10 protein-coding genes are annotated in these 13,154 nt (G+C 59.0%); 2 read left to right on the forward strand and 8 right to left on the reverse strand.

Going from position 1 to position 13,154, the window contains the following annotated elements; genetic code table 11:
* The first annotated feature begins 435 nt into the window (after positions 1–435).
* Positions 436–3,363 carry a PAS domain S-box protein gene (locus ACWUI2_RS20105; protein ID WP_486984632.1) on the forward strand — a complete coding sequence of 976 codons (2,928 nt, stop codon included), beginning with the start codon at positions 436–438 and terminating at the stop codon, positions 3,361–3,363.
* Between the two features lie 123 nt (positions 3,364–3,486).
* Here ACWUI2_RS20105 and ACWUI2_RS20110 read toward each other — a convergent pair whose 3' ends face one another.
* From ACWUI2_RS20110 to ACWUI2_RS20130, 5 genes are read right to left on the reverse strand one after another with little or no spacing between them, the layout of a single operon-like run.
* Positions 3,487–4,236 carry a prepilin-type N-terminal cleavage/methylation domain-containing protein gene (locus ACWUI2_RS20110; protein ID WP_486984633.1) on the reverse strand — a complete coding sequence of 250 codons (750 nt, stop codon included), beginning with the start codon at positions 4,234–4,236 and terminating at the stop codon, positions 3,487–3,489.
* Positions 4,237–4,280: 44 nt separating this feature from the next.
* A complete protein-coding gene (locus ACWUI2_RS20115) occupies positions 4,281–6,065 on the reverse strand; it encodes an ABC transporter permease (RefSeq protein ID WP_486984634.1) in 1,785 nt (594 codons plus the stop codon).
* A gap of 18 nt (positions 6,066–6,083) precedes the next feature.
* Complete coding sequence (locus ACWUI2_RS20120; protein ID WP_486984635.1) at positions 6,084–7,073, reverse strand: ABC transporter ATP-binding protein; 990 nt, start codon at positions 7,071–7,073, stop codon at positions 6,084–6,086.
* Positions 7,070–8,425: an ABC transporter substrate-binding protein gene (locus tag ACWUI2_RS20125; protein WP_486984636.1), complete on the reverse strand. Its 1,356-nt coding sequence runs from the start codon at positions 8,423–8,425 to the stop codon at positions 7,070–7,072. Before ACWUI2_RS20125 ends, ACWUI2_RS20120 begins: the two co-directional genes overlap by 4 nt.
* A 13-nt stretch (positions 8,426–8,438) precedes the next feature.
* On the reverse strand, positions 8,439–9,098 hold the full coding sequence (locus ACWUI2_RS20130) for an HAD family hydrolase (protein WP_486984637.1): 660 nt from the start codon (positions 9,096–9,098) through the stop codon (positions 8,439–8,441).
* Positions 9,099–9,278: 180 nt separating this feature from the next.
* Between ACWUI2_RS20130 and ACWUI2_RS20135 the strand changes: the two genes are divergently transcribed.
* The gene (locus ACWUI2_RS20135) at positions 9,279–9,797 is read left to right on the forward strand and encodes a hypothetical protein (protein ID WP_486984638.1); all 519 of its coding nucleotides are present in this window, start codon (positions 9,279–9,281) and stop codon (positions 9,795–9,797) included.
* A gap of 114 nt (positions 9,798–9,911) precedes the next feature.
* Here ACWUI2_RS20135 and ACWUI2_RS20140 read toward each other — a convergent pair whose 3' ends face one another.
* The 3 genes from ACWUI2_RS20140 to ACWUI2_RS20150 all read right to left on the reverse strand — a co-directional run bounded on the left by ACWUI2_RS20140 (position 9,912) and on the right by ACWUI2_RS20150 (position 13,019).
* Complete coding sequence (locus ACWUI2_RS20140; protein WP_486984639.1) at positions 9,912–10,634, reverse strand: hypothetical protein; 723 nt, start codon at positions 10,632–10,634, stop codon at positions 9,912–9,914.
* A gap of 318 nt (positions 10,635–10,952) precedes the next feature.
* Positions 10,953–11,891 (reverse strand): hypothetical protein, encoded by a 939-nt coding sequence (locus ACWUI2_RS20145; protein WP_486984640.1) that lies wholly within the window; start codon positions 11,889–11,891, stop codon positions 10,953–10,955.
* A 48-nt stretch (positions 11,892–11,939) separates the two neighbouring features.
* On the reverse strand, positions 11,940–13,019 hold the full coding sequence (locus ACWUI2_RS20150; RefSeq protein WP_486984641.1) for a glycosyltransferase family 10 domain-containing protein: 1,080 nt from the start codon (positions 13,017–13,019) through the stop codon (positions 11,940–11,942).
* Positions 13,020–13,154: the final 135 nt, after the last annotated feature.

Here is a 13,154-nt window from a genome sequence, read left to right on the forward strand (position 1 = left end):
TCGGACGAAGGATTGGTCCCTGGTCAATGGATGTAAAGAACTAAAAAGTCAGCATTGAAAAGGAAGCGGTTGTTACTTTTTCGATGCCGAACCGAGGAGGGGCGCGAAGCTCATTAGGGGATTCCCCCCAGATGCTTTGCCTTACGTCGCGATCGTGGAGTCGCGGAGTGAAAGCGGATTGATTGCCCCTCCGTCGCATCGTATTATGGACAAAGAAAGGAAAATTTCCCATCGGCGCAACGCGTCACCCATGCCCGCCTTCCTGCAACCCAATCCCAGAAGAGTCAAGATGAACACACAACCCTTGCTTTCAACCGTTCCCGGACGATTTTTTTATCTTTCGGTCCGACCAGGATCACCGATTCGAACTTGTCCCTCCTCCCGCAGTGCTTTGCTTGCCGCGTCGTCCACTGCCGGAAATCGAGGGAGGGTCGGATGAAATCCGGAGAGCTCACGTTTCAATTTTCGGCGCCGAATATCCGGGGCCCTCGACCGGCTTTGCCGGTGTCACCCGTGTTGACTCCGGCCGAGCGGGAGCTTCGTCAAGTCCGCGAGGAGAATGTCCGCCTCCGGTTGGAGCTGGAGCAATTGCGATCCTTTTCGGCCCGAGCCTGGTTCGAACTTGAAACCGATCGCCGGGATCGGACATGGATCGAACAAGCGTGGCTATCGAGCGCGGCGAATTTCCGCCACTGGTTCGACCGGGCGGCGGTGGCGATGACCTGTATCTCGGCTGACGGCATCATTGAGGAAGTGAATCGGCACCAGCTGGACTTGACCGGATATCCGCGAAGCGAGTATGTGGGCCGTTCCTTGCGGGAAGTTTTGATCGAGCAACGCCTGGTGGAGCGAATCCTCGGGGCGAAGGGTGAAAAGGATTTGCCGAAGAACGTCGCCGGGACGGTTTTATGCAAGAAAGGAAACCGGAAACCGGTGCGCATTTCGTGCGAACCATTCTCCAGGGGAATCAGCCAAGGGGTGTGCTGTTTCATGCTCGACTTGTCGGAAGTCGAACAAACGCGGGCGAGCCAGCGTCGGACCGACCAGTTGTTTTCGGAAATGGCGGAACATATCCGGGAAGTTTTTTGGATGAGCACGCCTGACAAGAAAGCAATGCTTTATGTGAGTCCGGCCTACGAGGAGATTTGGGGACGCCCGTGCCAAACTCTTTATGAAGAGCCGGAGTCGTTTTTGAAGGGAATCCATTGGGATGACCGGGAGCGGGTCGTGCGAGCTCTGCCGCGCCAGAGCTCCGAAGATTCCTATTGCGAGGAGTATCGGGTGGTTCGTCCGGATGGATCGATCCGGTGGATACGGGACCGGGCGTTCCCGGTGCGGGACGAGGGCGGAAAAGTATACCGGATCGCCGGGCTGGCGGAGGATATCACCGAAATCCGAAAGGCCGCGCGGACCTTGAAAAACCGGGCTTACCGTCAGGAAATGTTGGCCGAGTTGGGGCAGTTGGCGCTGGTGGAATCGAGTCTGCCGGATTTATTTTCGAAAGCGGCGCAGGAGTTGGCCAAACGATTGGACGTCGCCGTCGTAACGGTGTTCGAATACGATCCGGTCAAGGCGGAGTTCGGTTACCGGGCCGGTTTTGGTGTGGGACCGGAGATGACGGAGGAGACCGTTTTGGAGGGAGGGAGTGGCAGCTTGGGGGGGTGCACTTTGAACTCGTGGCAGCCGGTGGTGGTGGAACGGACGGAAGGGGAGCAGCGCTTCGAGTTTCCCCGGGTTCTCACGGACCAAGGGATCGTTTCAAGCGCGAATGTCGTCATCCGGGGCAAAGGGTATCCCTTCGGCATCTTGGGGGCGCACAGTAAAGGCGTGCATCGTTTTTCCCGGGAAGACACCCATTTCCTGGAGGCGGCGGCCCATATTCTCGCGGCGGCGGTGGAACGACGGTACGCGGAGGAGGCCCAACGGGGGCTTTCGGTCCAACTGGCCCGGCAAAAGCAACGGCTGGTGGACATTCTCGAGACGGTTCCGATGATGGTTTGGGAACTGCGGATCGAGCCCGAGACCGGTGAACTTTACCCCGCGTTCGTGAGCGACTTCGCTCGCACCCTGATCGGCTACAGCAAAGAAGAATTACTCGCGGCGCCGAGACTCTGGCGCGATCGGATTCATCCCGAAGACCAGGCCCGGGTAATGACCAATCTGCGCAAGCTCCTGGCGGGAGAGGGAGGAGGAACCGAGTTGTTTCGTTGGATCACCCGGGAGGGGAAAACGGTCTGGGCGGAATCCCGAAAGCGCGTGGTTCGCGATGAAAACGGCCGCCCGACGGGAATCCGGGGAGTGACGGTGGATATGACCGAACGCAAGCTGGCCACGATCGATTTGGAGGCGGCGGAGGCCCGGTTCCGGGCGTTTATGGACAACAGTCCGATCGTCGCGATCATGAAGGACGAAGAAGGGCGGTTTGTCTACGGAAACCGGGCTTTCGCGGATTGGTGCGAGCAAATGGGATTTAATTGGCGAAACGCGACAGACCGGGAGATTTTTCCAGAAGAGCAGGCCGTCCGTTTTCGGCGGTTGGATGAAGAGGCATTGCGGTCAAACGAGACCACTCAAGTGGTCGAGACCGTCGTCGGCGAAGATGGCGAGAGCGCCTTCTGGACCGTTTTGCGTTTTCCGATCATCTCCGAAGGGAGGCGTTACCTCGGGATCGTGTCGATCGATATCACCGAGCGCCGCCGGTTGGAGCAGGAGTTGTTGGAGATCAGCGATCGCGAGCAACGCAAACTCGGACAGGAATTGCATGATGGATTGTGTCAGCATCTATTGGGAATCTCGTTGATGACGCAGACCCTGGCCGGACGGATGAAGAAGAAAATGCTGCCGGAGTCGAGGGAAGTGGAGTCGATCGGCAACTTTCTCAAGGACGCGCTCTCCGCCACTCGGGGGTTGATGCAAGGTTTTCACCTGGTGAACGTGGAAGGAGTCGACGGCTTCCGCTCCGCCTTGCAGGAATTCGCCGACACCACCAGTCGGCTCTTTGGGCGGAAGTGCGTTCTGGAGTCACGGGTGTCCGTGGAAATCAAGGACGGCAATGTCGCCAGCCATCTGTTCCGAATCGCCCAGGAGGCGACCCACAATGCAATCAAGCACGGAGATCCGACGGAAGTCCGGATCATTATGGACCGCGCCGAAGATTCGCTTTTGTTGATTATCGAAAACGACGGGCTTTCGTTGCCGGATGAGTCGGTGCGACGTTCGGGAATGGGGATGGGCACGATGAAATATCGCGCCGGATTGATCGGAGCCGATCTTTGCCTGCAAAATCGTCCCGAAGGCGGAGTGAGCGTCACCTGCCGAGTCCCTTCTTCGCACGGCACGGTCTTCAGTTTTTGCGAGTATTGAGAGCCGGAAGATGAGGGACCGCAGATTTCACGGATGGGCGCGGATGCAATGGAGGGACAAAATGATGGAACGTAGGATACCGGGCCGCCGGTATTCCGGATTGCGATCGCAAATGCTCGCCGGTTACTGGTGTTTTGGATTCCAGCGGACGCGGACGGGGGCATTGGGGTTGTCCCAGACCCGGCCTTGAATGGCCAATTCTTCGGAGGTGAAGGTCTCCACGTGTCCGTCGAAGAAAACCACTGGTGCCCGGTCTTGGTGGCGGTTGGCCCGGGCCAGGTAATTAGGGTTCGCGTTTAACGCCTGGAAACCGTCATCGGAGGCGTGGTTGGTCGTTTCGGCGAATAATGGGACGCGGTTGGGTTCGCGGATCATCGACAGGCGGGTGATGGAGACCCGATGGATGCCGGGGTTGCTGCGGAGGCTCAGGAGGTAATTGGGACCGTAACAAAGCCATTCCGCCGCCGAACTCCGGCTTTGCGCGGATGGACAGATGAAAATCGACGAGTCGCCGAATCGCGGGAGATTTCCCGATGTATTCAATTCTTGAATCGTCGGGGAGCCGAGGTAGGGGGGCAATGCGTTGAACCAGGGGAGCGTTCCTTCGTGCAGCTCCAGGTTGTCCGGTTGGGCTCCCGTTCCGCCATCCCAGGGAATCAGGTCGTTGTGGTCCTCCGCGTAAAGCAGGTTGGCGAGGCCCCATTCGCGCAGGTTTGTCACGCAACGGCTCATCCTGGATTGCTCCCGGATTTTCGCCGTTACCGGAACCAGGACGGTGACCAGGATGGCGATGATCGCCAATACGGCGAGAAGTTCGATCAGGGAAAACGCGGCAACAGAACGAGACGCACGGACGGCACGGTTTTTTTGCATGGGGCAGGGGTAGTTGGAATTTGGTTACTGAATAATCGGAAGTTTTATGTTCTGAAAAGTTGTCCCATTTTTCGTCCCAAAAGTTTGGAGGCAAGAAAAAAACAGACCGCGAGCAAAATCATCGCCAATACACCGAGGGCGCAAGCCACCGCCGGGGCCGTCGGGGTGATTCGGCCCATCAGCATGTAAATTGCCTTGGTGATGGGGAAATAATCCGCCTCTTGGGCGAGGATCATTCCGGTGCTCACGTCGAGCATGGCGAAGGCGAAGGTCAGGATCGTGCCGGCGATCAGGTTGGCACTGATCAATGGCAGGACGACTTTGATCATGGTTCGGCGCGGCGAGGCCCCGAGGTTGGCCGAGACTTCCTCCAGAGAAACCGACAATTGCTGGAAGCCGGCATACGCCGCCCGAACGATGTAAGGAAGGCGATGGATCGAGTAGGCGATGATGATCAGGATGATCGGATTCTCCCGTGGATCGAAGAGGCGGATGAAGCTTTCGTTTACCCATGTGATGGCTGCGGGAGTGGTTTCGATTCCGAAGAGTCCCAATCCGGCTGCAATCCAGGCCGGATCGATGATCGGGCGGGTGAAGGCGACGAAATAGGCGAACGCCAACACGAGACCGGGCAGGGCGAGCGGCAGCATCGCGAAGACGTCGAGAAGCGCGCGTCCTTTGAAGGTGTGGCGGGCCAACAGCCAAGCGATGGTCAAGCCGAGGATCAGGTCGAGAAAAGCCGACGAAACCGCGTAAAGCAGGGAATTCCGGATACTGATCGAGGTGAGATCGAGGGTGAAAACTTCGGCATAGAATTCACCGGTCCATTCCGACGGCAGGATGGTCATGAACCAGCGGGCGGAGAAGGATTGGGCGATGACCGACAGATGCGGAAGAATTGAAATGCCGATGAAAAGGAGGATTCCGGCGACGATTGCCCAGGAGAGGAGCGGCGGCAATTTTACCGCGTCATCGCGGCTGGAACTTCGTGCCAGCATGGCGTAGTTGCCCTCACCGAGTTTTCGTCCGAGAAAAAACAAAAACGCGACCAGCAGGAGGGTCAGCACGACCAAGGCGTAACCGATCGGGTTGTCGGCCTGGGTGACCAGATTGAAAATCTGCGTTGGCACGGTGGTTTGGAAATCAAAGATCAGCGGCACGCCGAGGTCGGTGAAGGCCGAGACGAAAACGATGGAGGAACCGGCGAAAACCCCGGGCATGGCGAGCGGCAGGGTGACGCTACGGAAGACTTTGAAGCTGCGCGCCCCGAGATTCATCGCCGCCTCCCGCATACTCGGGTCGAGATTGGCCAGCGCGGCTTGCACGCTGAGGAACATGATTGGATAAAGGTGCAGTGTCTCCAATAAAATGATACCGTAAAAACCGCCGGCTCCGAACCAGTCGGGTGGATCCTGAATGTCGATCAAACCGAAATGGGCGAGGAGCAGGTTTAGACTGCCGAATCGGGAAAAAAGCTGCTTCAGGCCGATCGCTCCGACGAATGGGGGAAGGATGAGGGGGAGCAACAGGAGCGTGCTCAGAATGACTTTGCCCGGGAATTGGAAACGGAGGAAAAGGAAGGCCAGCGGCACCGCGATCAGGAGGCAGAAAACGGTGGTCCAGCTCGCGATCAGCAGGCTGTTGATGAAGCACTCCCGGTAAAACGGGTTTTCGAAAATGAGGTAGAAATATTGGAGCGAAAGTCGGCGTTCGATTACGTCGCCGTTGACAGTTTCGACGAAGAAAGCCCCGCCGAGAAGGACGACCAGTGGATAGATCAGGAAGACCCCGAAGAAGAGACAGATCGCCGCGAGAAGCCAGGATTTCATCGCTTTACCAGGGGAAGGTCACTTGGATGCATGATCGTCAAAGGCCAAGAGGTGTTCAGGGTCGACCTGGAAGGCAATGTTTGATCCGGGAGCGTGGTATTGACTTACCCAGGCTTTGATCTGCTGGCCCTCCCGGGTTTCGAGCAAAAGCTCGTTTTTGCTGCCGAGGTAGGCGGAGAAGCGGACGGTGGCGGGGATGCCGTCTTCCGCGATTCGAACATGCTCGGGGCGGAAGCCGCAGGTCCGGTCGGGTGCGGCGCTGAGCAATGGCAAGAGTGGCGATGAAGGGGGGAACAAGTTGATTTCGCCGATGAAAGAGGCGACGAAAGGGTTCGCCGGGTGGTTGTAGACTTCAAACGGTGTCCCGACTTGTTGAATACGGCCGCCGTGCATCACCGCCATCCGGTCGGCGAGGGAAAGGGCCTCCTCCTGGTCGTGGGTGACGTAGAGACTGGTGATTTTGGTTTCGGAGTGGAGGCGTTTGATCTCGGCCCTCATGTCGAGCCGGAGGCGGGCGTCGAGATTGGAAAGCGGCTCGTCGAAGAGGAGGAGGTCGGGATTCACCACGATCGCCCGGGCGAGGGCGACCCGTTGTTGTTGTCCTCCCGATAGCGTGCCCGGTTTTCGTTCGGCGAACGCTTCCATCTTCACTTGGGCGAGGGCGGCGTTTACGCGGCGGCGCAACGGTTCGGCCGGGATTTTCCGCACCCGCAAGCCGTAGGCGACGTTTTCGAAGACCGTCATGTGCGGCCAGATCGCGTAATTTTGAAAAACCAGCGCGGTGTTTCGGCGGTGGGCCGGAATGTCGTTGATCCGTTTGGGACCGAAGTGAATCGCGCCGGCGTCGGGATTGAGAAACCCGGCCAACATCCGCAAAATTGTCGTTTTTCCGCAACCGGACGGACCGAGCAAAAAGAACATTTCGCCTGATTCGATCTTGAGGTCGACATGGTCGACGATGACGTTTTCATCGAATTTCTTTACCAGTTGGTGGAGGGTGACGTTCATAACGGATTTTGCCGCAGAGTTTCTGCCTCCTCCTGGATTCGGCGATAGCGGCGGACGGCCTGATCCATCCATTGATTGGATACGCGGCCGGCGCGAATGCGGTCGGTCCGCCAGAATCTCGCCATTTCAAGGGCCTCCTCCTCGGAGACGAGCGGGCGGGAGAATTCTTCCAGCAAAGGAGCCCGCTGGTTTTCGGGAAGCGAGAGGATTGCCCGCCAGGCTCGCCGGAGGTGGGAATGGACGTCGATGATGCTTTGGCCGATCATGTCGTTCAAGACGCCCCAGCGGGCGCTTCCGAGGGCTGAATCGTAGGCGAATCCTGACTCGATTTCAAACGGATTGAGCGGCACCAGGAGATCGGTGAGATCGCCTTCGTAGAGCTCCGGCAGGATGCCCATGCGGGTGATTCCGAAGCGTCGGGCACCATCGGGGTGCCCGGTCGGCCGCATCCAGAGGGATTGTCCCCGGCGCGACATGACAAAGGTGACAAACTCCTCGGCGACGTCGAGGTTGGGGGCGCCGCGCATGATCGCGATTCCGTCGGGGTTGATGATCGAGACCTCGGCGGGAACGCGGAACCGGACGTTTTCGGGCCCGAGGAAGGCTTGTTGAGTCATGCCGTTGATATCGATCGAAACGGCGTAGGCGACCTCGCCGGTGGAAACCTCCCGGGTCGGGGCCGAACTGTTTTGCAGAAACGATTTAACGTTTCCGCTCATTTGGTAAACGATGGCCCAGCCTTCTTCCCAGCCATAGGCTTGGAGGATGATTTCGTAAATCATGTGGACCGATCCGCTTTTCCGGGGATCGGTGGAACTGACCCATCCGTGGAGCCGGGGGTCGGTGAGGTCGCGCCATTCGGTCACCGCCGGAAGGCCGACGATGTCGATCACCCGGCGGTTTTCGAGGATGCCGAAGGAGGAGAGGGCGGCACCGTAGAACATGAAATCGGGATCGACCAACGGCAATCCTTGGAAGGTCGGCGGGATGGCGTTGAAAACTTCGTCGGGCAGGCGGAACGGGTGGAGTTGGCCGCGCCGTTTCTGGTTCTCGAACGGATCGAGTCCGCCGCCGAAGAACACGTCGATATGGGAAGTCTCCGGATTGGCTTGGTAGCTCGCGTTGATCGCCATCTCGATCTGGGACGTGCCGCCGAGGTCGCGCCAACGCACCCGGACGTCGTGGCCATGTTTGGCGCGGTAGTAGTCGCGGAAAGCGTGTTCGAACTCGTATTGAATCCCCTCCCAATGGGGGGAGGCGATGATCAACTCGCGGTTGCCTTGACCCGGGAGAATCACGGGCCAGAGGAGGAGCGCGCAGGCGACGAAAACCTTGGTTGCGAAGCCCTTCATCGTGATGGAGGAGTTATTGGACTTGAAGAATTTTCCGGAGATCTTCCGGTTCGAGTTCGTCGAGGCGGTCGACGATGCGGTCGGCGGCGCTCAATTCTTCCCGGCGGTGGGTAGTGGTCACGGCGATCACTTTGATTTTCCCGGCGTGGGCGGCTTCAATGCCGACGTGAGCGTCTTCGAAAACGACACATCGTTCGGGCGGCACTCCGATCCTCTCGGCGGCTTTGAGGAAAACCTCCGGGTCTGGTTTGCCATGGTGGACGTCTTCGGCGCAGACGATTTCGGCGAGGAAGTCCCGGAAACCGAGGATGTCGAGCAAAGTCAGGATGTTTTTGCGCTCCGTCGAGGAGCCGACCACGCACGGGATCCTGGCGGCGGCCAGTTTTTCCAGCCAGGAACGAACCCCGGGAAGGGGGGAGATGCCGTCCTTGACCAGAAGATCCCGGTAAATCTCTTCTTTGCGACCGGCGATTCGCCGGACCTCCGTTGGGTCATCGGTCCATCCCAAGATGCCCGGAATGATCTTTTCGTTTTTCATTCCGAATCCCTTGAGGAAATGCCCTTCGGGAAGGGATTTTTGTTCTTCTTTGGCCAGGAGCTCCCAGCTTTTCTCGTGTTGCCGGCGCGAATCGATGATCACGCCGTCCCAATCAAAAATGGCCCCAATAGTCATATTTCGGAAAACCGTAATCGATAAATCACGAATGGACACGAATAAACAGACATGCGGTGAGTGATGAGTCTTTCGGAAGGAGATGGTTTCACAAACCGGGCTCGGGGGAAAGTCCGGAAATTTCCAGAGGGTGGATTTCGGATTTGAGACGCGGCGGGGAAGGGCTAGGGTCGGTTTCGGATGAGCAATCGATTCCTGCAGTTGATGGAAGCCTACCGTTCCCGTCCGGAGTCCGATGGGGACGAAAGTCTATGGGACTTCGCCCGGAAGCGGGATCCGTATCTGTTTTCGCACCATCCGCCGGGACCGAAATTCCGCGATCACGTCTGGAATTTCGGAGGGCTTTATTTCTGCAAAGGCTGCGTGATGACCTTCGCCGGCGCCCTCGCCGGAGTGTTGGGCTTCGCCGTTTTTCGATGGCTCTATTGGTTGACGGATAGTGAGGTCGGCATTGTGTTCGGCCTGTTGCTGCTGCCGACGGTGGTGGGGCATCTGCTGAAGTTGCCGCGCGGGTTCCGGCACGTCGCCCGGTTCCTGCTGGGATTTTTAATGGTGTCGGCGGTGGCGATGTTATTCGTCACCGATTCGTGGCTGGTCCGGGGAGTGATCGTCGGTTGTTACTTCGCGGCGAAAATTCCGTTGGAGCGAAAACGGAACCGGGAAAACCGGAGGATTGCCGATGGGAACGGGCGCGGATGAGGGGAAGTGGGGGTCAAAATCATGGCGGGCAAAATGATTTTGGCTGTGCCCGGCTCGAGCGGTAAAAGTGAAAGAGAGGGCGGAAGGAATGATTCTGCCGTTCCTCATCCGTGATCAATCCCCGGGTGAATAGCCCGGAGGAGGGGTCGGCGGAGGAGGAGGGGGAGGAGCGCTCGGATCCCAGTCGCCGTGACCGGGATTCGGCGAACCGTTACCCGGCGGCGGCTGATTTTGGCCGGGCGGCGGATTGGGGGGCGTGACCGAAGGGGGCTCGGGAAGCCGTGGGCGATTGCCGATACTGGCCATTTGAGGAAGGTTGGCGCCGCGAAGTGCTTCCGGGGCTTGGCGGGCGGAGTTGTTGTCCGTCGTTGACCGGGAGGACTGTGGCGTGCGGGAGCTAGCGCTGGAACTGGAGGTCGAGGCCACGTTTGGTTGTCTTTGTGACGGAGAAGCGGGAGGCCGCTCGGTCGGCATGGGTGGAATGTAGCGCCCGATTTGGGAGGATTGGAGATACAACGTGATCGTCTCGTCGCCGTAACGAACGATGAGGGCGTTGGTCTGCTCGTCGAACCGTTCGATCCGGTAGTCGCCGCGGCGTTCGTTGATGCGGAGCCAATCGCCCCGGTTGTCCTGCTTGTTGTGGATGCTGAACTCCATCACCCCGCCAATGCGGGCGTAGCCGCGGAATTCGAGGATATCTTTGGCGGGGGTCGGCCGGGCTTGTCCGGCTAGGGGGGAGGTGGCTGGACCACCGGCGAAGACGATCAAACCCAACAACGCGGTCAGGGAACGCAAGCGCCTCTTTTTATTAAAAAACTGCTCGATGGGCCGCAACATGGTGTCAAGTGATCGGAGTCGAATTTCCGTCGAATGTTCCCATCTTTCGAACGCCACTCCGCTGTCGCAAGAGAAATCGGGATTTCGAGGGAGAGAGAGGGGACGATTGAAAGTGGTGGGAAAACCAGGCAACCGTCTGTCATTGCGAGGAAGGAGGAACGACTGACGGGCAATCCACGTTCCGGGAAAGGGGGGGCGCGGGTCGATGTTTCGTGGATTGCTTCGTTGGCGGAGCCTCCTCGCAATGACATGACGGTGATCCCACTTACACCCTGGGAGAGAGAGGGAGGGCGGACGCTTTGTGGGACTCGGGGCGGTTTAGCGGTCGATACAGGTGGGGAGCGAACGGTTTTTGAGGTCTTCCCGTTTTCGGCGGCGGCGTTGGATGCGGTCGCTGAGGAGGATGGGAAAACCGAGGATTTCGAGCGGCCAGCGGAGCCGGGGCCAGAATGCCATTTGTTGTCGGATCCGATTGCCAAGAGTGTGGCGGTTCGGCGTCACGGTGCCGTCGCGGCGCAGTTTGTGGGTTGCTTCGTAAAGGCAGAAGCGGAGGGTATGGGCTCCGCCTGCCGCCGCGGTGTTCCGGTCGCCTTCCGGTCCCTGCCAAGTCGGACCGCGCCGTTGGGGAACGTGACCGTAGTCGTGGAGTTGGTGGAGGGCGAGGACGGATTCCGTGAGGTCGACCACCGGGATCCGGCGACGGCGGGCGTTGAAAATCATCCAGTTGTCCCATCCCGGGCGTCCGACCGCGAATTCCGGGAGGTCGGCGAGGGGGGAATCCTTTCGGAAAATGAAGTAGTCGAGGGCGCGGTCGCTATCGAGTTGACCGGTTTGGGTGGCGCGGCGGCGGAGGGCGGCCGGCCAATCGGCATGGGAGGTGTCGAGGGGGTCGGGATGGTCGAGGTTGCATCGCCGGCCGGTGGCGAGGAATTGGGGGAACCGAAGGCGTTCGATCGCCTCGGGAAGGTCGTTCAGCAGCATGATATCGCCGTTGACATAACAAATGAAGTCGAACCGGGCGAGGTTGACCGCTTGACGAAAGGCGTCGCTGAGCAATGGGGTGCCGAAATCGTTTCGGGCGACGGACGGATGCCATTCGGCACCGGCTTCGTCCGCCGCTTCCGCGATTCCCTCTTCATCACCGAAGAGAATGACTTGGCAGTCGGGACGGAGGCGCACCCAGCTCGCCAGCGCGTTTCGCTGGATTCTGCCGACATGGCCGGTGAAAGGCTTGGGAAGCGCGAAAATCGTCAACATATCTTATAGGACCAATGCTTCGGCGAAGGTGTCAATGGCGCGTGCAAGTCAGGCTGGAGGTTGAAGTTTCGCCTTGGCCCGCCGGAGACGTAGGGCGGCCCGGATTCTTTCGATCGCGATTTGAGGAGAGAGGTGCCAATGGGTTCGGCGCATCGCGTGACGGCTGTGGATGGATTCGCCCCGGGAAGCGCGCCCCTGTTGGTGGCGTTCCTGGATCATCCGGCTGACCACCGCGAACGTGTTGTATTCGTGCAAAACTCGCCGCCGGGCTTCGGTGATCGCCGGCAGGCGTTTGGGAAAAATGTCGTCCCGGATCGCCTGGCGAATCACTTCTACGCTCCATTCGAGGCGAAAAATATCGATTCGCAACAGGCTTTCCTCCGGGAAGTAGCTTTCGGCGTTCGGGCAGCCGTAGTAAATCGGGAGAGCGAAACCGAGAAATGGATCGGCCAATTTCTCGGTCCAATGATTGTCCGTGAAATGGTTCTCGATCGCCAAATGGTAGCGGAATGGGTCGATGGCGTCCGCCTTGTCGGGAATCGGTTGATGTCCGTAGCCGTAAACCTGCAATTCAGGGAGAGCCTCCTTCAACCGGGTGGTAAATTCGAGCCGTTGGTGGTGCAGCGTGTGTCGCTGGGCTTTTCGGGAACAGACGGTGGCGATCTGGCCGGTCTTGGCCGTCGGACCGGCGGCGGCGATGGAGTCGAACGAACGGAAAACGGGTCCCTCGGTGAGGTCCATCCCATAAAACCAACGCAGGGCCGGCTGCGACCGGACGACTCCGGGATGGCGGATAGCCCATTCCTCCTGGCTGGAGAGAACCGCCCCATATTGGGCGAGGTAGGCGTTGCCGTAGATCTTGATCGAGGAAGGCTCGCCGGTGATGAACAAGGTATGTTCGCGCGGGCAAGGGAGGCGCTCCACCCGGGTCGAAAACCGTTGGTCGTCGGGCAAATGGGGAAGTTCGTCGTAAACCACCAGCCAATCGTAATCACGGGCTTCGCAATCGAAGGTGAACTCGCAGTCGCCCCAGACCGGTTTTCCGCCGGCGAACTGACGGAGCCAACAATCGATCGGGGCGGTGGCCTTGGCTTTGCAGACGAACTTGACTCGGATTTTCTTACTCATACCGGACACTTGGATCCCGACGGCGCGATGACGTCCACGGATCGCATCTGAAAACCATCGGGGGCTTTCTACGAAATTCGAGCCAAAAGTCATCACGGCGGAGGATTTCCGCGGTCGCCTCAAAAGGATATTGCC

Source organism: Verruconatronum alginivorum (assembly GCF_056590205.1).

Bases quoted from the DNA above. Each gene is read 5' to 3' on its own strand.
- ACWUI2_RS20135 (WP_486984638.1), top strand. From the start codon at position 9,279: ATGAGCAATCGATTCCTGCAGTTGATGGAAGCCTACCGTTCCCGTCCG.
- ACWUI2_RS20120 (WP_486984635.1), bottom strand. From the start codon at position 7,073: ATGAACGTCACCCTCCACCAACTGGTAAAGAAATTCGATGAAAACGTC.
- ACWUI2_RS20125 (WP_486984636.1), bottom strand. From the start codon at position 8,425: ATGAAGGGCTTCGCAACCAAGGTTTTCGTCGCCTGCGCGCTCCTCCTC.
- ACWUI2_RS20115 (WP_486984634.1), bottom strand. From the start codon at position 6,065: ATGAAATCCTGGCTTCTCGCGGCGATCTGTCTCTTCTTCGGGGTCTTC.
- ACWUI2_RS20140 (WP_486984639.1), bottom strand. From the start codon at position 10,634: ATGTTGCGGCCCATCGAGCAGTTTTTTAATAAAAAGAGGCGCTTGCGT.
- ACWUI2_RS20145 (WP_486984640.1), bottom strand. From the start codon at position 11,891: ATGTTGACGATTTTCGCGCTTCCCAAGCCTTTCACCGGCCATGTCGGC.
- ACWUI2_RS20130 (WP_486984637.1), bottom strand. From the start codon at position 9,098: ATGACTATTGGGGCCATTTTTGATTGGGACGGCGTGATCATCGATTCG.
- ACWUI2_RS20110 (WP_486984633.1), bottom strand. From the start codon at position 4,236: ATGCAAAAAAACCGTGCCGTCCGTGCGTCTCGTTCTGTTGCCGCGTTT.
- ACWUI2_RS20150 (WP_486984641.1), bottom strand. From the start codon at position 13,019: ATGAGTAAGAAAATCCGAGTCAAGTTCGTCTGCAAAGCCAAGGCCACC.
- ACWUI2_RS20105 (WP_486984632.1), top strand. From the start codon at position 436: ATGAAATCCGGAGAGCTCACGTTTCAATTTTCGGCGCCGAATATCCGG.